At 66.0% G+C, this 20,722-nt stretch carries 18 protein-coding genes; 9 read left to right on the plus strand and 9 right to left on the minus strand.

From position 1 onward, the window contains the following. Positions 1 to 2: 2 nt before the first annotated feature. The gene (locus E0T84_RS18995; RefSeq protein ID WP_070188874.1) at positions 3 to 656 is read right to left on the minus strand and encodes a TetR/AcrR family transcriptional regulator; all 654 of its coding nucleotides are present in this window, start codon (positions 654 to 656) and stop codon (positions 3 to 5) included. Between the two features lie 128 nt (positions 657 to 784). On the opposite strand from E0T84_RS18995, the gene E0T84_RS19000 reads away from it, so the two are divergent. Beyond that, positions 785 to 2,266: a cytochrome P450 gene (locus tag E0T84_RS19000; RefSeq protein WP_075909938.1), complete on the plus strand. Its 1,482-nt coding sequence runs from the start codon at positions 785 to 787 to the stop codon at positions 2,264 to 2,266. Positions 2,267 to 2,291: 25 nt separating this feature from the next. Here the strand turns inward: E0T84_RS19000 and E0T84_RS19005 are convergent, their stop codons facing one another. Further along, positions 2,292 to 2,789: a homocitrate synthase gene (locus E0T84_RS19005; RefSeq protein WP_138745211.1), complete on the minus strand. Its 498-nt coding sequence runs from the start codon at positions 2,787 to 2,789 to the stop codon at positions 2,292 to 2,294. A 191-nt stretch (positions 2,790 to 2,980) separates the two neighbouring features. On the opposite strand from E0T84_RS19005, the gene E0T84_RS19010 reads away from it, so the two are divergent. Continuing rightward, positions 2,981 to 3,742 (plus strand): sulfite exporter TauE/SafE family protein, encoded by a 762-nt coding sequence (locus E0T84_RS19010; RefSeq protein WP_070188871.1) that lies wholly within the window; start codon positions 2,981 to 2,983, stop codon positions 3,740 to 3,742. Positions 3,743 to 3,820: 78 nt separating this feature from the next. Here E0T84_RS19010 and E0T84_RS19015 read toward each other — a convergent pair whose 3' ends face one another. Both E0T84_RS19015 and E0T84_RS19020 read right to left on the minus strand, forming a co-directional pair. Next, entirely contained in the window at positions 3,821 to 4,882 is a 1,062-nt protein-coding gene (locus tag E0T84_RS19015; RefSeq protein WP_070945217.1) for a phosphotransferase family protein, read from the minus strand. A 29-nt stretch (positions 4,883 to 4,911) separates the two neighbouring features. Beyond that, positions 4,912 to 5,727, minus strand: a complete 816-nt coding sequence (locus E0T84_RS19020; RefSeq protein ID WP_070945216.1) for a class I SAM-dependent methyltransferase — start codon at positions 5,725 to 5,727, stop codon at positions 4,912 to 4,914. Positions 5,728 to 5,890: 163 nt separating this feature from the next. Here E0T84_RS19020 and E0T84_RS19025 point away from each other — a divergent pair, with 163 nt between their 5' ends. After that, positions 5,891 to 6,565, plus strand: a complete 675-nt coding sequence (locus E0T84_RS19025; RefSeq protein ID WP_070945215.1) for a helix-turn-helix domain-containing protein — start codon at positions 5,891 to 5,893, stop codon at positions 6,563 to 6,565. A 6-nt stretch (positions 6,566 to 6,571) separates the two neighbouring features. Here E0T84_RS19025 and poxB read toward each other — a convergent pair whose 3' ends face one another. Together poxB and E0T84_RS19035 are read right to left on the minus strand one after the other, a co-directional pair. Further along, on the minus strand, positions 6,572 to 8,308 hold the full coding sequence (poxB, locus tag E0T84_RS19030) for a ubiquinone-dependent pyruvate dehydrogenase (protein ID WP_070945214.1): 1,737 nt from the start codon (positions 8,306 to 8,308) through the stop codon (positions 6,572 to 6,574). A 70-nt stretch (positions 8,309 to 8,378) separates the two neighbouring features. Next, positions 8,379 to 9,146, minus strand: coding sequence for an SDR family NAD(P)-dependent oxidoreductase (locus E0T84_RS19035; RefSeq protein ID WP_070187461.1), 768 nt, complete (start codon positions 9,144 to 9,146; stop codon positions 8,379 to 8,381). 221 nt (positions 9,147 to 9,367) lie between these two features. Between E0T84_RS19035 and E0T84_RS19040 the strand changes: the two genes are divergently transcribed. From E0T84_RS19040 to E0T84_RS19060, 5 genes are all read left to right on the plus strand, one after another. Next, on the plus strand, positions 9,368 to 9,748 hold the full coding sequence (locus E0T84_RS19040; protein ID WP_070187460.1) for a glutamyl-tRNA amidotransferase: 381 nt from the start codon (positions 9,368 to 9,370) through the stop codon (positions 9,746 to 9,748). 21 nt (positions 9,749 to 9,769) lie between these two features. Next, positions 9,770 to 11,293, plus strand: a complete 1,524-nt coding sequence (locus tag E0T84_RS19045; RefSeq protein ID WP_070187459.1) for an ATP-dependent DNA ligase — start codon at positions 9,770 to 9,772, stop codon at positions 11,291 to 11,293. A gap of 111 nt (positions 11,294 to 11,404) precedes the next feature. Next, entirely contained in the window at positions 11,405 to 13,699 is a 2,295-nt protein-coding gene (locus tag E0T84_RS19050) for a carbon starvation CstA family protein (RefSeq protein ID WP_070187458.1), read from the plus strand. Further along, on the plus strand, positions 13,699 to 13,836 hold the full coding sequence (locus E0T84_RS19055; RefSeq protein WP_371726080.1) for a YbdD/YjiX family protein: 138 nt from the start codon (positions 13,699 to 13,701) through the stop codon (positions 13,834 to 13,836). Before E0T84_RS19050 ends, E0T84_RS19055 begins: the two co-directional genes overlap by 1 nt. A gap of 91 nt (positions 13,837 to 13,927) precedes the next feature. Continuing rightward, the gene (locus E0T84_RS19060; protein ID WP_070187457.1) at positions 13,928 to 15,214 is read left to right on the plus strand and encodes an amidohydrolase family protein; all 1,287 of its coding nucleotides are present in this window, start codon (positions 13,928 to 13,930) and stop codon (positions 15,212 to 15,214) included. A gap of 92 nt (positions 15,215 to 15,306) precedes the next feature. Here E0T84_RS19060 and E0T84_RS19065 read toward each other — a convergent pair whose 3' ends face one another. Beyond that, the gene (locus E0T84_RS19065) at positions 15,307 to 16,542 is read right to left on the minus strand and encodes a cytochrome P450 (RefSeq protein WP_138745212.1); all 1,236 of its coding nucleotides are present in this window, start codon (positions 16,540 to 16,542) and stop codon (positions 15,307 to 15,309) included. Then, positions 16,539 to 17,594 (minus strand): LLM class F420-dependent oxidoreductase, encoded by a 1,056-nt coding sequence (locus tag E0T84_RS19070; RefSeq protein ID WP_070187455.1) that lies wholly within the window; start codon positions 17,592 to 17,594, stop codon positions 16,539 to 16,541. Before E0T84_RS19070 ends, E0T84_RS19065 begins: the two co-directional genes overlap by 4 nt. 133 nt (positions 17,595 to 17,727) lie before the next feature. Between E0T84_RS19070 and E0T84_RS19075 the strand changes: the two genes are divergently transcribed. Then, complete coding sequence (locus E0T84_RS19075; RefSeq protein WP_138745213.1) at positions 17,728 to 19,224, plus strand: acyl-CoA carboxylase subunit beta; 1,497 nt, start codon at positions 17,728 to 17,730, stop codon at positions 19,222 to 19,224. Positions 19,225 to 19,277: 53 nt separating this feature from the next. Here E0T84_RS19075 and rox read toward each other — a convergent pair whose 3' ends face one another. After that, positions 19,278 to 20,711, minus strand: a complete 1,434-nt coding sequence (rox, locus tag E0T84_RS19080; RefSeq protein WP_138745214.1) for a rifampin monooxygenase — start codon at positions 20,709 to 20,711, stop codon at positions 19,278 to 19,280. Positions 20,712 to 20,722 lie beyond the last annotated feature (11 nt).

Below are 20,722 nucleotides of genomic sequence, written 5' to 3' on the forward strand. Positions count from 1 at the left end.
CGCTAACCCTCTTGGCCACCCCACAGTGCGTTGAGCCACAGCCGCTCCACCACGTCGAGCGCGCGGGCCGGATCGGCGCTGCGGCCGACGAATGCCGAGTCGTGCGACAACGTCATCGCCGTGGTCGCCACCAGGGTCCGCACCAGGGCGGGCAGGTCATCGGAAATAGGGCGGGCGCCCTCGTCTTGTTCGACGAGGCCCACGATCCTGTCGATGACGGCGTCCTCGAAATCGTTCATCAGATCGCGGATCTGCGCATCGGTGTTCTGGGCGACCGTGCAGGCCGCCATGATCGGGTCGTTGGTGGCGAAGACCGCCGCGGCACTGCCCACCATCCGCTCGGCGAACGCCGCCGGCGTCTCGCCGGCCTCGCGGGGCGCGTAGTCGTGCGTCAGTGCGGCGAGTTCTTCCATGGCGTCGGCCAAAATCACGGCCAGCACCGCGTACTTCGAATCGAAGTAGAAGTAGAAGCCCGACCGGGCCACCCCGGCGCGTTCGCTGATGGTGCTCACCGACAGGTCGGCGAAGGAGTGCTCTTCGAGGAGCTCCCGGACAGCCGTCACGATGGCTTCGCGTTGCCGGTCGCCGCGGCTCCGACGGGCCTGCGGGCGCCCGGTGGAGTCATCGCCGCTCGCGGGTATCGATTCGGCTGTCATGGCATTAGACCTTCGCACTCGCGACGCGCCAGTTCAAAACTTGACATGCGTCAAGTCTGACAGTCAGGATGGCCACAAGTGGTGAGTTCGACCACACTTCGTCAGGCTTTTATGGTCAGGAGCAGCCCATGGCAACCATCAGCACCCCGCGTTACCTGCTCGATCAGGCCAAGCGTCGATTCACCCCGACGCCCAGCACCATGCCCGGCATGGGCGCACTGGAGAAGAAGCTCAAGGCCAAGAACTGGGACAAGTTCGTGTTCGCAGAACCGCCGGCGGGCAGCGGCCTCAAGCCGATCATGGGCGACTCGGGTCTGCCGGTCATCGGTCACATGATCGAGACGTTCCGCGGCGGCCCGGACTACATTCTCGAGCAGTACCGCAAGAACGGCCCGATCTACTACTCCCAGTCGCCGGCCCTGTCGTCGGTGATGGCGCTGGGCCCTGACGCCACCCAGGCCGTGTTCTCCAACCGCAACAAGGATTTCTCGCAGCGTGCCTGGCATCCGATCATCGGGCCGTTCTTCGACGGCGGGCTGATGATGCTCGACTTCGACGAGCACATGTTCCACCGCCGGATCATGCAGGAGGCCTTCACCCGCACCCGGCTGAGCGGCTACATCTCCCATATCGACTCGGTGGCTTCGGCTGTGCTGGCCAACGACTGGGTGGCCGACGACCCGCGGTTCCTCATCCACCCGGCGATGAAGGAGCTCACGCTCGACATCGCCTCAGAGGTGTTCATGGGTGTGCCGGCAGGGACCGACCGAGCCCTGGTCACCACGGTCAACAATGCGTTCACCACCACTACCCGAGCCGGCAACGCCATCGTCCGCACACCTGTGCCGCCCTTGAAGTGGTGGCGAGGCATCCAGGCCCGCAAGACCCTCGAGGAGTACTTCGCCAGCCGCATCACTGAGAAGCGGCGGTCGGAAAGTACCGACATGTTCAGCGTGCTGTGTCACTCGGCCGACGAGGACGGGCAGTCCTTCACTGATGACCAGATCATCAGCCACATGATCTTTTTGATGATGGCCGCCCACGACACCTCGACCTCGACGATGACGACGATGGCCTACCACCTGGCGGCCAACCCGGAGTGGCAGGAGCGCCTGCGGGACGACTCCGCGCGAATCGGCGACGGGCCGTTGGACTTCGAGGCACTGGACAAGCTGGAGACCTACGACCTGGTGATCAACGAGTCGCTGCGGATGATGACTCCGCTGCCGTTCAATTTCCGCGAGGCGGTACGCGACACCGACCTGCTGGGTTACTTCATCCCGGCCGGCACCAGCGTCGTGACCTGGCCGTCGATGAACCACCGACTGCCCGAGCTGTGGACCGATCCCGAGAAGTTCGACCCGGATCGTTTCGCCGAGCCGCGCAGCGAGCACAAGAAACACCGCTACGCGTTCGCCCCGTTCGGCGGAGGCGCGCACAAGTGCATCGGCATGGTCTTCGGCCAGCTCGAGATCAAGACCGTCATGCACCGCCTTCTGCGTCGCTACAAGCTCGAGCTCGCCAGCCCCGGTTACCAGCCGCACTACGACTACGGCGGCATGCCGGTGCCGATCGACGGCATGCCGATCGTGCTACGCCCGCTGCACTGACGCATTCGGCGTCGAGCCCGCGTGGTCAGACCGACTTCATCAGCCGGTTGGCGCAGGCGATCACGGCGTACAGCGCCGAGTGTTCGGGATCGTCGGCCAGTCCCATCGCCCACTCGTTGTGCAGGCCGTCGCAGCCTTCGATGAAAGTTGCGGTCTGACCACCGGTGGGCAGTTGATGAAACGACTGGGTCTCGACGGTGATCCCACGCTCGTAGAGCATCTCGGTCAGCGCGGCGACGGGTCCAGTCGCGGCTGCGCTCGACGTGCTGATGGTGTCGCCCACTGCCAGAGTGGCCCGGTAGTGGCGAGCCTGCGGCCCCAGCCTGCTGGCCGCGCGTTCGGTGTCGGTGCAGGTCCACTGCCCCAGTTTCAATGCGCCCGGACTCGCGGCGTATTCATCGAGGAACTGGTCCCAGGACGCTGACTCACCGGCTTCGCGCAGCCCGCGCGGCAGCGGGTTGGTGAAATGCGCGGCGAACGACGCTATTGCGCTGGACTGCGGTGTGGGGGTGCTGATGTGCATGTGCCGGTCTTCTCTTGCTCAGAGGATTTGACCGACGAAGTAGCGAACGACCCACAGCGAGGGGTCGGTCTTGATCAGACCCCGCTGCGGGTTGCTACTACGAGTCGCCTTGGCACGTTGGCGATGCTAGACGCAGCCCGGCCGGCGATGCAAACACTTTGGCTCCGTAGTCTCGGCCGGGTGGGAACCACATGAGTGCCGGTGAGGTCATCCTGCTGGTCGTCGCCGGCATCGGCGGCGGACTCACCGGCAGTATCGCCGGCCTGGCCTCGGTGGCCACGTATCCCGCCCTGCTGCTTGTCGGTTTGCCTCCGGTCACGGCGAATGTCACCAACACCGTGGCGTTGGTGTTCAACGGCATCGGTTCGGTGTGGGGGTCGCGGCCCGAACTGGCTGGGCAACGCGCGTGGATCAAGCGGATCATCCCGGTCGCGGTAGTCGGTGGGGCGGTCGGCGCGGCTCTGTTGCTCTGCACGCCGGCCGAGGGCTTCGAGAAGGTTGTCCCGCTGCTGTTGGCATTTGCGTCGGTGGCGATCCTGCTGCCACGGGGCCGCCGGCGTCCGACCCGGGTGGCCGATCATCGGGAGCATCGGATCAAGGTGGCCATGGAGGCCGCAGCGATCTTCCTGATCACCATCTACGGCGGCTATTTCGGTGCCGCTGCGGGCGTGCTGCTGCTGGCGCTGCTACTGCGGACCGGGGGCGCGACGCTCGCGCACGCCAACGCCGCCAAGAACGCGATCCTCGGTGTCGCCAACTTGGTCGCCGCGGTGGCGTTCATCGTGGTGGCCCCGGTGTACTGGCCCGCCGTCATCCCGTTGGGCGCCGGTTGTCTGATCGGCTCACGGCTGGGCCCGGTGATCGTGCGGCATGCACCGGCCACCCCGCTGCGATTCCTGATCGGCGCGGCGGGCGTGGCCCTCGCCGTCAAGCTTGCGCTCGACACGTACTGATTTCTCCGCGCGAGCAGACACATATGTACCCAAAACTCCGGCGTGTCGGGTACATATGTGTCTGCTCGCCATAGGAACTCAACCGAACGGGTTGTCTCCCTTGGCGACCCGGGTCCCGAGCGTGAGCAGGTTCTCCGCCGACGCGTGCAGTTGCTCGCCGGCATCGCGGCTGGCCCGCCCGGCCAGGTAGCGCGACCAGGTGCCCTCGATGACGATGCCCAACTTGAAGCAGGCCAACGCCACGTACCAATCCAGCCGGTCGGTTTGGCGACCCCCCGCCGCGCGGTAGGCCTCGATGAGCTCGCTGCGGTGGGCCAGACCACCGAGCGCTGCCAGCGCCGACCCCGCGTTGATCGGATTGGGCTCATCGGGCCAGCACACCAACATCCACCCGAGATCGAGCAGCGGATCGCCGATGGTGCACATCTCCCAGTCGATGAACGCGGCCAGTTCGGGCTTGTCCCAGCGCAAGAGCACGTTGTTGAGGTGCGCGTCGCCGTGCATGATGCCGGGTTCGGCATCGGGCGGGCGGTTGTCCTCCAGCCATTGCGAGAGCTCTGCCACTCCCGCCAGCGACTCGGGTGAGTAGCGCTCGTGGCGGTAGCTGTCGAGCAGCCCGAGGAACTGCGGAACCTGCCGCGCCAGAAAGGAACCCGGCCGTCGGATCGCGGCGAGTTCGCTGTTCTCCCACCCGACGTTGCCCAGTTCGGCCAGGCTCGCGGCGTAGGACAACCCGACGCGGTATCGCAGGTCAGCGTTCTGATAGGCCGGCGCGACCTCGGTGCCCGGGTTGAACCCGTCGACCTCCTCCATCAGGTAGAACACCACGCCGATCACATCGAGATCGGTGCAAGCTGCGATGAAACCCGGATGCGGCACGGCCGAGCCCGCGAGTGTGCGCAGCACCGCGATCTCCCGCAGCATGGTCTTGTCGCTGGTCGGCCGAGGATGTAAGGGCGGTCGCCGCAACACCATTCGACGGCCGTCGACGTTCATGCCCACCACGATGTTCTGGGTGCCGCCGGTCAGCGGTGCCACATCGGTCAGGGTCGTGCCGATCCGCTGGTCTCGCAGCCAGCGCGCAATGGCGTCTTGATCGGTGGCACTGAGCGTCGGCAATTCCTGTACGTCGTCGGGCATGCAGTCATGGTGCCAGCTGCCCCCGGCGATCAGTGCCGGTTCGTCACTGTCAGTAGGTATTCCCAGGGCATCGTCGCGCCGGTGAGGAATCGATCGCCGAGCGCGGCGATCTCGGCGTCGAGTGCCGCAACCCGCTCGGCATCGGCGGCGATGGCCCGGTACGCCGAGATTGTCGGGCCGTAGTTGGCCTTGAAGTGGTCACGGAACGCGGCGCCGTCGGGGTACACGGTGACGTCCAGTTCCCTGCGCTCACAGGTCAACTCGCCGACCCGGTCGCCCAGCAAGGTGCGCACGTATTCTTCGTCACCCCACAGCGGCGGAGGTGACACTCCGGGCGGCGGTGCGGGCACATACGGCTTCATCGTGGCGAACAGCTGCCCGATGAATCCTTCTGGTGTCCATGCGATCAACCCGATCCGTCCGCCCGGCCGCGTCACCCGCAGCAGTTCCTCGGCGGCTTGCTGGTGGTGCGGCGCGAACATCACCCCGATGCAGGACAGCACGGTGTCGAAGGAACCGTCGTCATACGGCAATGCCTCGGCATTGGCCTCGGCCCAGTCGATGGTCACCCCTGCGTCCGCTCCCAGCCGCCGTCCCTGTTCGACCAGTTCGGGACACAGATCGCTGGCGGTAACCCGGGCACCGGCCGCGGCGGCGGGAATGGCCACGTTGCCGGTCCCGGCGGCCACGTCCAGCACACGGTCACCCGGCCCGACCCCACTGGCCCCGACCAGCACGGGCCCCAGTGGACGCACGATATTCGCGGCGATCGCCGCATAGTCACCCAGCGCCCACAGCGCCCGATGTTTGGCCTCCAGCTCACTGTCTGTGGTCATGAGGTTCATGGCAGCACTCCTTCTTGCGGGTGGGCTTCATCGTCGGCCCTCGCCGCGCGGTCATTCCAGTACCAGATCTGTAGCGGACCTGGTTCTGGATCTGTACTGGCTTCTGGGCCCCGACAGCGGTGTACTTAGGACACCGCGCACGCTCCGGGGAGGTAGACCGCCGATGTCCACATATGGCCAGTTCTGTCCCGTGGCCAAGGCCATGGAGCTGCTCGACGAACGTTGGACCTTGCTCGTGGTCCGGGAACTGCTCCGGGGCAGTGCCCATTTCAACGATCTGCGCCGCGGGGTCCCGAAGATGTCACCGGCGCTGCTGTCCAAACGGCTCAAGTCACTGGCTCGCGCCGGAGTCATCGAGCGCTCCGAGGTGGACGGACGAACCAGCTATTCCCTCACTCCGTGCGGCCAGGAGCTCGCCGCCGTGGTCGACGCGCTCGGCTCGTGGGGGGTGCGGTGGATCGGTGAACTCGGTGAAGAGGATCTCGACCCGCACCTGCTGATGTGGGATATACGCCGCACCATCCCCGTCGCTGACTGGCCGCGGTCACGAACGACGGTCGCGTTCGTCTTCGACGAGGTGGCGGCCAAGGCCTCGCGGTGGTGGCTCACGGTGAGCGACGGGCAGGCCGATGTCTGCGATTTCGATCCGGGCTACGAGGTGGCAGGCACCGTGCAGACCCGTCTGCGCACGTTGACCGAGATCTGGCGCGGAGATATCGGCTGGGCACGAGCGGTGCTCGACGGCAGTGTCGCACTGTCAGGTCCTGCTGACGTTCGCCGAGCCATTCCGAAGTGGTTGGGCCAGAGCACGGCCGCGGCCATTCCGCGCCCGGCCTGAGAGCCCTCAGTCCAGGATGCGGCGCGCCACGTTGGTGGTGACCAGATCCAGGAGTTCGTCGGCTCGCCCGGCCAGGATGGTGCGAATCGCGTAGAGCGAGAAACCTTTTGCTTGTTCGACGGTGATCGCCGGCGGAATCGAGAGTTCTTGGCGCGCTGTGTGCACGTCGACCACTGCGGGGCCGTCGTGGCTGAGGGCATCGGCGATGGCCCGTTGCAGCTCACCCGGTTCGGTGACCCGGCGGCCGAACATGCCCATGGCCTGGGCCACCGCGGCGAAATCGGGGTTGACCAGGTCGGTGCCGAACGTGACGATGCCCGCGGCCTTCATCTCCAACTCGACGAAGTTCAGTGACGAGTTGTTGAACACGATGACCTTGACCGGCAACCGGTTCTGGATCAGCGTCACCAGCTCACCGAAGAGCATGGTCAGGCCGCCGTCCCCGGCCAAGGCGATCACCTGCCGGTCTCCGAACGCGGTCTGCGCGCCGATCGCGTGCGGCAGCGCGTTGGCCATGGTGCCGTGGTTGAAGGACCCGATCAGCCTGCGCCTGCCGTTCATGGTCAGGTACCGGGCCGCCCACACCACCGGAGACCCGACATCACAGGTGAACACCGCGTCGTCCGAGGCGAGTTGATTGGCAAGCGCGGCAACGTATTCCGGGCGGATGGGGGTCTTGTCCCGGTCGTTGACGGCCAGTGAATCGAGTGTGGCACGGGTCTTGCGGTAGTGGCGTAGCGACCGGTCCAGGTGGTCCCGGTTGGTTTTGCGTCGCAGCAGCGGCTGCAGTGCGGCCAGGGTGTCGGCGACGCTGCCGCGCAGACCGAGATCGACCGGGGTGCGACGACCGAGATTGCGGCCCCGGATATCGACCTGGACCACGGTGGCACCCTCGGGATAGAACTGCTGATACGGGAAGTCGGTCCCCAGCATCAGCAGCGTGTCCGCCTCTTTGATGGCCTTGTAACCCGAGGCGAAGCCGAGCAGCCCCGTCATCCCGACGTCGAACGGGTTGTCGTACTCGATGAATTCCTTGCCACGCAACGCGTGAACGACGGGGGCCTGCAGGGTCGACGCCAGTTCGATGAGTGCGTCGTGGGAACCGGCCACGCCCGCGCCGCCGAGGATGGTGACGCGCTCGGCCGAATTCAGGATGCCGGCGGCCCGGCGTACCGACTCGTCGTCCGGACGCACGATCGATCGCGTCGGGCGCACCGGGCAAGTCGCCCAGCCGGTCTCCCCCGCGCGTTGCAGGAAGATCTCGCCCGGGATGACGACGACGGCGACACCACCCTCCTCGACGGCCGCGCGCATCGCCATCTGCAGGATGCGCGGCGCCATCTCGGGGGTGCTGACCAGTTCGCAGTACACGCTGCACTCGCGGAAGAGGTCCTGCGGATGGGTCTCTTGGAAGTATTCCGACCCGATCTCGGTGCGCGGGATGTGCGCGGCGATCGCCAGCACCGGAACGCGGCTGCGCTGCGCGTCGAACAGTCCGTTGATCAAGTGCAGATTGCCCGGGCCGCAGCTGCCCGCACACACCGCCAGTTGACCGGTCAGTGCGGCGTCGGCGGCCGCGGCGAATGCTGCGGTTTCCTCGTGACGGACGTGCTGCCAGGTGATTTCGCCGCTGCGCCGGATCGCGTCGGTGAATCCGTTGAGGCTGTCACCGGGAAGGCCGTAGACCCGCCGGACCCCGCTCAGTGTCAGCGCGGAGATGACCTGGTCTGCGATGGTCGCCATGACGCCTCCCCGGTTGTGATTTCGGGGTGGTCAGCGACGCTCAGCGCCCGCTGACCACCCCGAAATCACTCTACTTGGGGGCGAAGCGCTGACCGGCGTCCAAACGCAGGCACTGTCCGTTGAGCATGGGGTTCTCGGCGATCGCCACGGCGAGCTTGGCGTATTCCTCGGGCTTGCCCAGACGCTTGGGGAACGCGGCGTCCTTGGTCAGCACCGCGGCGAACTCGTCGGGGATGCCCTCGGTCAGACCGGTGGCGAACAGGCTCGGCGCGATGGCCAATGCACGAATTCCCAAGCTGCCGAGATCTCTTGCCATGGTCAGGCACATGCCGGCGATGGCGGCCTTCGACGCGGTGTAGGCGACCTGACCGATCTGGCCCTCGAACGCCGCGATGGAGGCGGTGTTGATGATGACGCCGCGCTCCTCGGCCTCGGCATCGACCGGCTCGTTCTTGCTCATGTGCCAGGCCGCCAGGCGGCTGATGTTGAACGTGCCGATCAGGTTGAGGTCGATGGTGGAGCGGAACGAGTCCAGGCTGTGCGGGCCGTCCTTCTTGACGGTGCGCTCGCCGATACCGCCACCGGCGGTGGTCACGATGATGTGCAGGCCGCCCAGGGCACCGACCGCCTCTTCCAGCACCTTCTCGGTGCCGTCGAAGTCGGTGACGTCGACGGGAAAGAACGACCCCCCGATCGCGTCGGCCACTTCCTGGCCCTTGGACTGCGGCCGGTCCAGGACGGCCACACTGGCACCGCGCTTGGCCAGTGCCTCGGCAGTCGCCCGGCCGAAGCCGGACGCGCCGCCGACGACGATAGCCTTCTTGCCTTCGATCTCCATCTAGCTCCCTTTCCAAAAATGACCGAAATCGTAAAGCAACCTATCTCATCGAGCCTTCCCGTAAGCCTTTCGGGTTGGCCTTGCCGGTCCCCCGGCACCGCGACGGTGCGTGTTTGCCTCCCGACACGCCGCATTATGTCGACACTCAGCGCACCTTCGGCGCCGACGAGCGTGCATAAATCCCTCGACGCCGCTCGACGACGCGGTTAAGTTCACCCGCCATGACACCGGCACAGCGTTGGCGCGACCAACTCCGCGAGTCCCTGCTGTCGGCGCGCAAGTCCCGCGACGCCGCCGGCGTCGCCGCTCTCCGGTCGGCGCTGAGTGCTATCGACAACGCCGAGACACCGCGGGCCCACCAGACCGACACCCGCATCGGTGGACCGATCGCCGGCGCGGTGTCCGGCGTGGGCTCGACCGAGGTCGCCCGCCGCACACTCGGCGATGCCGAGATTCGTGCCCTCATCCAGGCCGAGGTCGACGAACGGCTCACCGCGGCAGACCAATACCTCGCGCACGGGCACCGGGAGCGCGCCGCCGACCTGCGATCGCAGGCGACGGTCCTCAGGCAGGTACTCGACCAAACGCCGGAGGTTGTCTGAGCCCCGTGGCACGCTGAGGACGTGTTGCTCGCCGACGTCGCCGCCGCATCCGCCGACATCGCAGCAGCGTCGGCGCGGCTGGCGAAGGTCGACCGCATCGCGGCTCTGCTGGCGTTGACCGCCGCCGAGGGCGACGCCCGGTCGGTGGCGGTGACGGTGTCCTGGCTGTCCGGGGAATTGCCGCAACGTCAGATCGGGGTGGGCTGGGCGGCTCTGCGCTCCTTGCCGGTGTCTGCGCAGAACCCGACCCTGACGGTCGACGGGGTCGATGAGCGGTTCACCCGGATCGGCGCGGTCTCCGGCAAGGGCTCTCAGGCGCTACGCGCCGAGTTGGTCCGTGAGTTGTTCCAGACAGCGACCGAGGCGGAGCAGACCTTCCTGCGACGACTCCTGGGTGGCGAATTACGCCAGGGCGCCCTGACCGGGGTGATGGCCGACGCGGTAGCCCGGGCGTCCGACATTCCGGCGGCCGAGGTGCGGCGCGCGGCGATGCTCGCCGGTGACCTGCCATCCGTCGCCGCAGCGGCGCTGACCGGTGGGCGCACCGCCCTGGCCGAGTTCCGGTTGAAGGTCGGTCGCCCCGTCGGGCCGATGCTCGCGCAGACCGCGACCGATGTCGCCGACGCGCTCGAACGCCTCGGCGGTGCAGCCATTCTGGAGGCGAAGCTGGACGGCGCCCGCGTGCAGATCCACCGCCGAGGCTCGGCCGTGTCGGTGTTCACGCGCAGCCTCGACGACGTCACCCACCGACTACCCGAGGTGGTCGAGGCGACGCTGGCCCTGCCGGCCACCAACCTGATCGCCGACGCCGAGGCCATCGCCCTGCGCCCCGACGGGCGCCCCCACCCGTTTCAGGTCACGGCCGCGCGGTTCGGCCGCAAGACCCCGAACCACCTCGAACCGTTGTCGGTCTTCTTCTTTGATCTGCTGCACCTCGACGGCCAGGATCTGCTCGATCTGCCGACCGAGCACCGACTGGCGTCGCTCGACGTACTCGTACCTCAAGACCGGCGTGTTGACCGTGTCGTGACCACCGACACCGCGGTCGCGCAAGAGTTCCTGGACCGCACCCTGTCCGCCGGACATGAGGGCGTGATGGCGAAGTCGCCGACGGCGCCATATGAGGCCGGCCGCCGCGGCGCCGGCTGGCTCAAGGTCAAGCCGGTACACACCCTCGACCTCGTTGTGCTGGCCGTCGAACGCGGGTCCGGGCGACGCACCGGCAAGCTCTCCAACATCCATCTGGGCGCCCGGGATCCGGACACCGGCGGATTCGTGATGCTGGGCAAAACGTTCAAGGGCATGACCGACGCGATGCTCGCCTGGCAGACCGAGCATTTCCGGGAACTGGAGGTGAGCGACGACGGCTGGGTGGTCACGGTCCGGCCCGAGCAGGTCGTCGAGATCGCGTTCGACGGAGTCCAACGGTCCAGCCGTTACCCAGGCGGGGTCGCGCTGCGCTTCGCTCGGGTGCTGCGCTACCGCGACGACAAGGCTCCGGAAGAGGCTGACGCGATCGATACCGTGCGCGCGTTCCTGCGCTGATTTGTCCGTGGTTCGCCGCAACGGTTCGGAAACCGGGATTCGATGGCACGCGGTTTGGCTCGATGGAAGGATCAGACGACGCGTACGACATTGGGCGAGCGAGGAGAGACCGTGGCAACACCGGACGCCCCACCGGCGGACCGCATCGAGGAGCACGACGGCGACGTCACCTATATCCGCACCGACAAAGATCTGCCGCCGGTGGCGATCATCGACCGTTCTCCGATCACCGGCAAGCACAAGGCGCTCTTCGCTACCATCGCGGTGCTGGGAGCGGTCGCTTGGGCGGTTATCGCCTTCTTCCGCGGGGAGACCGTCAACGCGGTCTGGTTCGTCATCGCCGCAATCTGCACCTATGTCATCGGCTTCCGGTTCTACGCCCGGCTGATCGAGATGAAGATCGTCCGGCCCCGCGACGACAATGCCACTCCGGCCGAGCTTTTCGAGAACGACACCGACTACATGCCGACCGACCGGCGGGTGCTGTTCGGTCACCACTTCGCCGCCATCGCCGGCGCCGGTCCGCTGGTCGGCCCGGTGTTGGCCATGCAGATGGGCTATCTGCCCGGCACCATCTGGATCATCATCGGCGCGGTGGTGGCCGGTTGTGTGCAGGACTACCTGGTGCTGTCGATCTCGACGCGCCGCCGGGGGCGCTCGCTGGGCCAGATGGCCCGCGACGAGTTGGGCTCCATCGGCGGTGCGGCCGCGATCATCGGGGTGCTGACCATCATGGTGATCCTGTTGGCGGTGCTGGCGCTGGTGGTCGTGGGTGCCCTGGCCGAAAGCCCGTGGGGCGTGTTCTCCATCGCCATGACCATTCCGATCGCCCTGTTCATGGGCGTGTACCTGCGCTTCCTGCGCCCCGGCCGGGTGTCGGAGGTGTCCTTGATCGGTGTCGCGCTGCTGTTGCTTGCCGTGGTGTCCGGTGGCTGGGTCGCCGAAACCTCCTGGGGCGCCGACTGGTTCACGTTGTCCAAGGTGACCCTGTCCTGGTGCCTGATCATCTACGGGTTCGCCGCTTCGGTGCTGCCGGTGTGGTTGCTGCTGGCTCCTCGCGACTACCTGTCGACCTTCATGAAAGTCGGCACCATCGCGCTACTGGCCGTCGGAATCCTGATCGCCCAGCCGGTGATGCAGGCCCCCGCCATCTCGGAGTTCGCCACCCGCGGCGACGGGCCGGTGTTCGCCGGTTCACTGTTCCCGTTCCTGTTCATCACGATTGCCTGCGGCGCGCTGTCGGGTTTCCACGCACTGATCTCCTCGGGGACCACACCGAAGCTGGTGGAGAAGGAAAGTCAGATGCGGTTGATCGGCTACGGCGGCATGCTCACCGAGTCGTTCGTCGCGATCATGGCGCTGATCACCGCGGCCATCCTCAACCAACACCTGTACTTCACGCTCAACGCACCCACCGCCCAGACCGGCGGCACCGCGGAGACCGCCGCAGCCTATGTCAACGGGCTCGGGCTGTCCGGGGCGGACATCACGCCCGAACAGATCACCCAAGCGGCAGAGGATGTCGGTGAAGAGTCGATCGTCTCCAGAACGGGCGGTGCGCCCACTCTGGCGATCGGTATATCCGAAGTACTGCACCAGGTGTTCGGAGGCGCGGGCCTCAAGGCCTTCTGGTATCACTTCGCGATCATGTTCGAGGCGCTGTTCATCCTCACCACCGTCGACGCCGGCACCCGGGTCGCGCGGTTCATGCTCTCGGATGGGTTGAGCAACCTGGGCGGGCCGCTGCGCAAGCTGAAGGATCCGAGTTGGCGGGCCGGGGCGTGGGTCTGCAGCGTGCTCGTGGTCGCCGGCTGGGGCAGCATCCTGTTGATGGGCGTGACCGATCCGCTGGGCGGAATCAACACGCTGTTCCCGCTGTTCGGCATCGCCAATCAGCTGCTCGCCGCGATCGCGCTGACCGTGGTCACCGTGGTCGTCATCAAGAAGGGCCTGCTGAAATGGGCGTGGATACCCGCGGTGCCGTTGATCTGGGATCTGGTCGTCACCCTGACCGCATCGTGGCAGAAGATCTTCTCGGGCGATCCCAGGGTCGGGTACTGGACGCAACACCTCCGCTACCGCGACGCGCAGGATGCGGGTGCCACGGCCTACGGCGCGGCCAAGAATCCTGATCAGATCGCCGACGTGGTCCGCAATACGTTCATCCAGGGCACGCTGTCGATCGTCTTCGCCCTGGTGGTGATCGTCGTTTTCGTGGCCGGCGTGATCGTGGCCATCCGGGCGGTTCGAGGCGCCGCCCAACCACTGAGCGAGGACGAACCAGTGCCCTCACGGATCTTCGCTCCATGCGGGTTGATTCCGACGAAAATCGAGCGGGAGGTGCAGAAACAATGGGACGCGTTGCCACCATCGCACGCCAGATCGGTTGGTACTGGGCGTCATTGATGGGCGATAACCACTACGCCCGCTACGTGGAGCGCCGCTCGCGGACGCATCCGGGTGAGCCGGTGCTTTCCGAGCGGGATTACTGGAAGATGCGGCACCGCCATATGGAGGCCAATCCCGGCGCGCGTTGCTGCTAACCGACGAATCTGCCCGTCGTCTGGCCTCGGCGATGACGCACGGTCTAAACTGTTGCCATTACGGTAAGGCAGTCGTGAATGGAGCGCGCCCGTGAACAAAGACGACATGATCCTGATCAGCGTGGACGATCACATCGTCGAACCACCTGACATGTTCAAGAACCATCTCCCGAAGAAGTACGCCGATGAGGCCCCGCGGCTGGTGCACAACCCCGACGGCAGCGACACCTGGCAGTTCCGCGACATCGTGATTCCCAACGTGGCACTGAATGCGGTCGCCGGCCGCCCCAAGGAGGAGTACGGCCTGGAACCCCAAGGCCTCGATGAGATCCGCAAGGGGTGCTACAACGTCGACGAGCGGGTCAAGGACATGAACGCCGGCGGCATCCTCGGTTCGATCTGCTTCCCGTCGTTCCCCGGTTTCGCCGGTCGCCTGTTCGCCACCGAGGACCCGGAGTTCTCGCTGGCGCTGGTTCAGGCCTACAACGACTGGCACATCGATGAATGGTGCGGCGCCTATCCGGCCCGCTTCATCCCGATGGCGCTACCGGTGATCTGGGATGCCGAGGCATGCGCACAAGAGGTGCGCCGGGTTTCGAAGAAGGGCGTGCACGCCCTGACCTTCACCGAGAACCCGGCTGCGATGGGCTACCCCAGCTTCCACGACGACTACTGGAAGCCACTGTGGAAGGCATTGTGCGACACCAACACCGTGCTCAACGTCCACATCGGATCTTCGGGCAAGCTGGCCATCACCGCGCCCGACGCACCGCTGGACGTGATGATCACGCTGCAGCCGATGAACATCGTGCAGGCCGCCGCGGACCTGTTGTGGTCCAAGCCCATCAAGGATTATCCGGATCTGAAGATCGGCTTGTCCGAAGGTGGCACGGGGTGGATCCCGTACTTCCTCGAGCGCGTCGACCGGACCTACGAGATGCACTCGACGTGGACGCATCAGAACTTCGGCGGCCAGTTGCCCAGCGAGGTGTTTCGTGAGCACTTCCTGACCTGCTTCATCTCCGACCCGGTGGGGGTGGCGCTGCGCGACAAGATCGGCATCGACAACATCAGCTGGGAAGCCGACTACCCGCACAGTGACTCGATGTGGCCCGGCGCTCCCGAGGAACTGTGGGATGTGCTGACCGAGAACAATGTTCCCGACGACGAGATCAACAAGATGACGTACGAGAACGCCATGCGCTGGTATTCGTTCGATCCGTTCACCCATATCGCGCGCGAGCAGGCCACCGTCGGCGCGCTGCGCAAAGCCGCTGAGGGCCATGATGTTTCGATCCAGGCCCTGAGCCACCACGAGCAGGGCACCCGCGGCGATGCACTGCATGCGGCGGCCCGGGGCAATTCCGGTTCCGAGTAGGCACTGTTTCTCCCGCGAGGTTTCTCCCGCGAGCAGACGCAAATGTCCCCGACACGCCGGGCGTGCGCGGACATTTGCGTCTGCTCGCGCGGCTACCGCAGTGAGTAGCGCACCGGCAGGTGCTTGAGCCCGCCGACGAACGTGGTGGCCATGTGCTGCGGTACCCCGGCAAGCTCTGCCGACTGCAGCCGCGGTAGCAGTTCGGAGAAGAAGCTGTTGATCTCCAACCGGGCCAGGGCTGCACCGAGACAGAAGTGCACACCGTAGCCGAACGAGATGTGCTTGTTGGGATCTCGCCCGATGTCGAAACGGAACGGGTCGACGAAGACGTCCTCGTCGCGATTACCCGACACATAGGACAGCAGCACCGATTCACCCTTGGCAACCCGTACACCGCGAATCTCGTAGTCCTGCTGCGCGGTGCGCATGAACTCCTTGACCGGTGTCGTCCAGCGGACCATCTCCTCAACCGCTAGCGGCATCAGACTCATATCGTTCTGCAGCCGCGCCAGTTGGTCGGGGTTCTGCAGCAGCGCGTGCATGCCGCCGGAGATGCTGGCACTGCTGGTGTCGTGGCCGGCCGCAGCGATGATCGCGTAATAGGAGACCGTGTCGATATCGGACAGCGGCTCCCCGTCCAAGGTAGCGTTGGCGATCGTCGAAGCCAGGTCGTCGGTCGGATTCGCCCGCCGGGAGGCGGTCAATTCGGTGAAATACTGGAACATCTCGAGCAGCGCCATGCCCTGCTCTTCCATGCTGGTGCCGCGCTTGAACTCGTCATCGTCGTTGCCGAACAGCTCCTGGGTGAGCTTGAGCATGAACGCGAAGTCGGACTCGGGCACACCGAGCAGCGTCATGATCATGTACAGCGGATAGTTCACCGCGACCTGCTGCACGAAGTCGCATTCCGGCCCTTCATCGACCATCCTGTCGACGAACCGCTTGGCCAGTTCGTCAGCGCGATCCTTCAACGCGCGCATGGCCTTTGGCCTGAACCAGTTGGCTCCGATGGCGCGCAGGTCACGGTGCAGTGGGTCGTCGGTGTGGATCAACGTACGGATCCCGATCGCGGCCTGCTGCTCGTCGCCTTCGCGAGTAATCAGCACCGGGCGCGGCGAGTTGGTGAAGATGTCGTTGGCGCGCTCGATCTCCATGATGTCTGCGTGCTTGGTGATCGCCCAGAACGGGGCGTAATCCGGAGCCTCCACCCAGGACACCGGGGCGTTGGCCCGCAGATGAGTCAGTGCCGTGTGCAGTGTCGCCTCGTCGGTATATGCCGACGGGTCGGCGAACATCCTGGCGACGTCGTCGACGGTGCGGACGGTCATACGTTGCTCCTCACTGGCGGGCATTCTCGAAACTCCTGCAGCACCGCGTTGATGGTTTCCGTGGATACCGCGGCGGGAAAACCTGGAAGCACCCGGTCGATGACGCCGTCGCAGCGGCGCCGCAATGCGGCAGCCAACTCGGGGATCGGCGCCACCACCGCGAACGTGTCGAGCACTTCGTCATCGATGAGCTCACCCATCGCGTCCCACTGGCCGGCCAGCGACAGCCGGTGCAGTTCGGTATGCAGATCACCCCAGCCGTGCAGCTCCAGAACTTTGCGGTAGGCCGGGGTCGAGCCATAGAACGCGAGCTGTTTGCGGGTCGCGACCGACGCCGCGGCCATCTCCTGCTCGTCGGCGCCGGTAACCAGGAACACCGGGCAGGACAGCTCGAAGTCGGCACGGTCGCGGCCGCCGCGGTCCATGCCGCGCTGCAACGCGACGGTGGTCACCTCGTCCAGATAGCGCCGGGTGGTGAACGCGTGGGCCAGGAGCCCGTCAGCCATCTCGCCGCATACCTCGGTCATCAATTCGCCCACCGCGGCCAGGAACACCTTCGGAAACGGCAGCGTCGACGGTTCCGGGGTGAACGTCGGCGTCATGATCTTGTGGGTGTAGAACTCTCCCTCGAAGCGCAGCTTGGCCCCGTCGCGCCAGCAGCCCCAAATCGCTTGCAGCGCTTCGATGTATTCGCGCATGCGGCGCGCCGGGTGACTCCACGGCATGCTGAACCGCTTCTCGATGTGCGGTTGGATCTGGGTGCCCAATCCGAGGATGAAGCGTCCACCCGAATATGTCTGCAGATCCCAGCCCAGCTGGGCCATGGTCATCGGATTGCGCGCGAAGGCCACCGCGATGCTGGTGCCGATCTGGATCCGCTCGGTGTGCTCGGCGGCCACCGCCAAGGGCAGAAACGGGTCGTGGTTGATCTCGCCGGTCCAGCAACCGTCGTATCCCTGTGCCTCGAGCTCGCGGGCGGTATCAGGAACTTCGGCCAGCCGACTGGGGATGCCGCGGTCAACCTTGACAGCGCGGGGAACCGATTCACTCATCGACGGCGCACTTCTTTGCCAGCATGTTGCACCACGCGAAAACCGACCACCTGGTCGACGCTACAGTAAGCAATTCAGTATGGTCAACGAGGTTAGGCTACAGCCAACCGCCGGTTCGAGGAGTGGAGACACGATGACCAACGCCCCCGAGTGGAAGGAAACGCTCGAGGACCTTGCCGGTCGGCGCGAACACGCATACGGCATGGGTGGACCCGACCGGCTGGCAAAGCACCACGGTAAGGGCAAGCTCGACGCACGCGCCCGAATCGCACGACTGCTCGACCCGGACACCTTTCAGGAATTCGGCACCCTCGTCGGCGGCGACATCGCCTCCGACGGGCTGGTCGCGGGTTCTGGACGCATCGAGGGCACACCGGTGATGGTGGGTGCGGAGGATTTCACCACCCTGGCGGGCAGCATCGGCCCGGGCGGCAACGCCAAACGGTATCGGCTCGCGGAGTTGGCCCTGCGCAACAAGATTCCACTGGTAATGCTGTTGGAGGGGGCCGGTTTTCGCCCCAGCGGGGAGCATTACGGTCGCACCCCCACCGACCTCATCGCGCAGGCGAAGTGCTCAGGAAAGGTACCCACCGTGTCGGCGATCCTCGGCCCGTCGGCCGGGCACGGCGCCTTGGTGGCGCCCGTGTGCGACTTCACGATCATGAGTCAACAGGGAGCCATCTTCACCGCCGGTCCACCAGTGGTGAAAGAGTCCACCGGAGAAGACATCTCGAAAGAGGACCTCGGCGGTCCCAATGTGGCCTTGTCGAGCGGCGTGATTCACAACTACGGCGAGGACGATGAGGCAGTCATCGACGACATCCGCCGTTACCTGTCGTATTTCCCGTCAAGCGCGTGGTCCTATCCGCCGACCCGCCTCGCCGACGACACCGCCGGCCCCCGGCCGACCCCCGAACTCCTCGACATCGTCTCGCGCGACAACCGCCGGATCTACGACATGCGCGCGGTGCTCGATGAGATCTTCGACCGGCCCGACTGGTTCGAGGTGCAACCGAAGTTCGGCCGGGCGATCATTTGTGCGCTCGCTCATCTCGGTGGCTATCCGGTCGCGGTGGTGGCCAATCAACCACAGGTGATGGCCGGTTCGATCGACGCCGATGCCGCCGACAAGGCCGCGCACTTCATCGCCGTGGCCGACTCATTCCACCTGCCCATCATCTTCTTGGCCGACAATCCGGGCATGCTGCCGGGCAGCAAGTCTGAACGCAGCGGCGTACTACGCAGTGGCGCAAGGATGTTCGCGGCCCAGACCGCGGCTACGACTCTGAAGCTGCATGTGACGCTACGAAAGGCCTTCGGCTTCGGCTCGATGGTCATGTCCCTGCTGGGTTTCGACGATCAGGTGGCCACGTTTGCCTATCCCGGCGCCACCATGGGCGCGATGGGCGCGGCCGCGCTGAGTGCCGCCACCCATGCCGGCGAGGACTACACCGAGGTACTCAAGCGCATGGAGCTCGAGGCGTCGTTCCGATCGGCGGGCCACCTCGGTTTCGATGAGCTCATTTCCCCAGAGGAGACGCGCAACGCACTCTTGGTGACCTTGCAGCACGGCATATTCAGCAGGCAGGCGGTGGCCGAGCCGGTTTCCCGCACCCTGATCATGCCCTGAGCCTTTCCGTCGAGCGGACGCATACCTGCCCTTTTCGGGGCAAATGGGCTGTTCTATGTCTGCTCGCGGCAGGAACCGAACCACCTCGACAGGTGGGCCATCAGGTCCGCTTGCTCCGAACCAACCCACGCCACATGCCCATCGGGCCGCAACAGCGCCGCGGGCACCGCCAACTCCTCACTCGCATCTATGGCGTGGTCGACGCGGTCCGCCCAGCCGTCCACCGAAAGTCCGCCGGTCTGGTCCAGCAGCAGCCCGCGGCCGGCGTGCATCAGGTCGTAGAGGCGCCCACCCTTGAGCGCAACGTCACGCAACCGGCGTCCGACCAGGTCATGTTCCGCGCCGAAGTCGTAGCGGATGGCGATCGCGATGATCTTCTCGGTCAGGTGACGGCTCACGCCCGGGAAGTCCATCAGGTCTGTCAGCAGGCGGCGCACCGCCTGGGCCCCGGGCTCCAGCGACATCAGCTCCATCTGCGCACGGGAGTTGTCCAACACATCGGCGGCCACGGGGCGCCGTTCGGTGTCATAGCTGTCCAGCAGTTCCGCCGGAGCCCATCCGGCCACCTCGGCTGCCAGTTTCCAGCCGAGGTTGAAGGCGTCCTGGACTCCGAGGTTGAGGCCCTGCCCTCCGGTTGGAGGATGTACGTGGGCTGCGTCGCCGGCCAGCAGCACTCGCCCGCTTCGGTAGCGCTCGGCCAACCGCGTACCGTCACCGAAACGCGACAGCCAACGTGGGGAATGCACACCGAGGTCGGTGCCCGCAGTGGCAATCAGCTGCCGCTTGAATTCGTCCAGCGTCGGTGCCGTCGCTCGGTCCTCGGCCACGCGGTAGGCCGGAACGATGACGCGGTACACGCCGTCACCAACGGGCATGGCCCCGAACCGCAGCTGGGTCTTGCGAACCTCGGCCGTCACCGCGGCCAGCGTGTCCTGCGGCACGCCAAGCTCGACTTCACCCAACAGCGTCTCCACCCTCGCCGGTTCCCCGGGGAAGCCGATGCCCAGGAGCTTGCGGACCGCGCTGCGGCCACCGTCGCAGCCGACGAGATACCGCGAGCGCAACCGCGATCGGTCTGCCAGCTCGACTGTCACCCCGTCGTCATCCTGGCTCAGCCCGATCACTTCACATCCGCGGCGGATCTCGGCGCCGAGCTCCTCGGCGTGCTCGGTCAGCAGACGTTCGGTGGTGGTCTGTGGGATGCCCAGGACGTAGGCATGCGCGGTATCGAGCCCTTCGGGCTGCGGTTTGGCGATGCCGGCGAAGAATCCACCGACCGGGTACTTCTGGCCGTGCTCGAGAAACCGAGGCAGCAGACCGCGCTGGTCCATTATCTCGATGCTGCGGGCATGCAGCCCAAGCCCGCGGACCACTTTGGATGGCTCGGCCTCTTTCTCCAGTACGAGCACACCCACCCCGCGCAGTCGCAGTTCGGCGGCCAGCATGGCGCCGGTCGGCCCTGCACCAGCGATGATCACGTCGAACATGAATCCCCCTA

The organism is Mycobacterium sp. DBP42, from assembly GCF_005924235.1.
Lineage (GTDB): Bacteria > Actinomycetota > Actinomycetes > Mycobacteriales > Mycobacteriaceae > Mycobacterium > Mycobacterium syngnathidarum.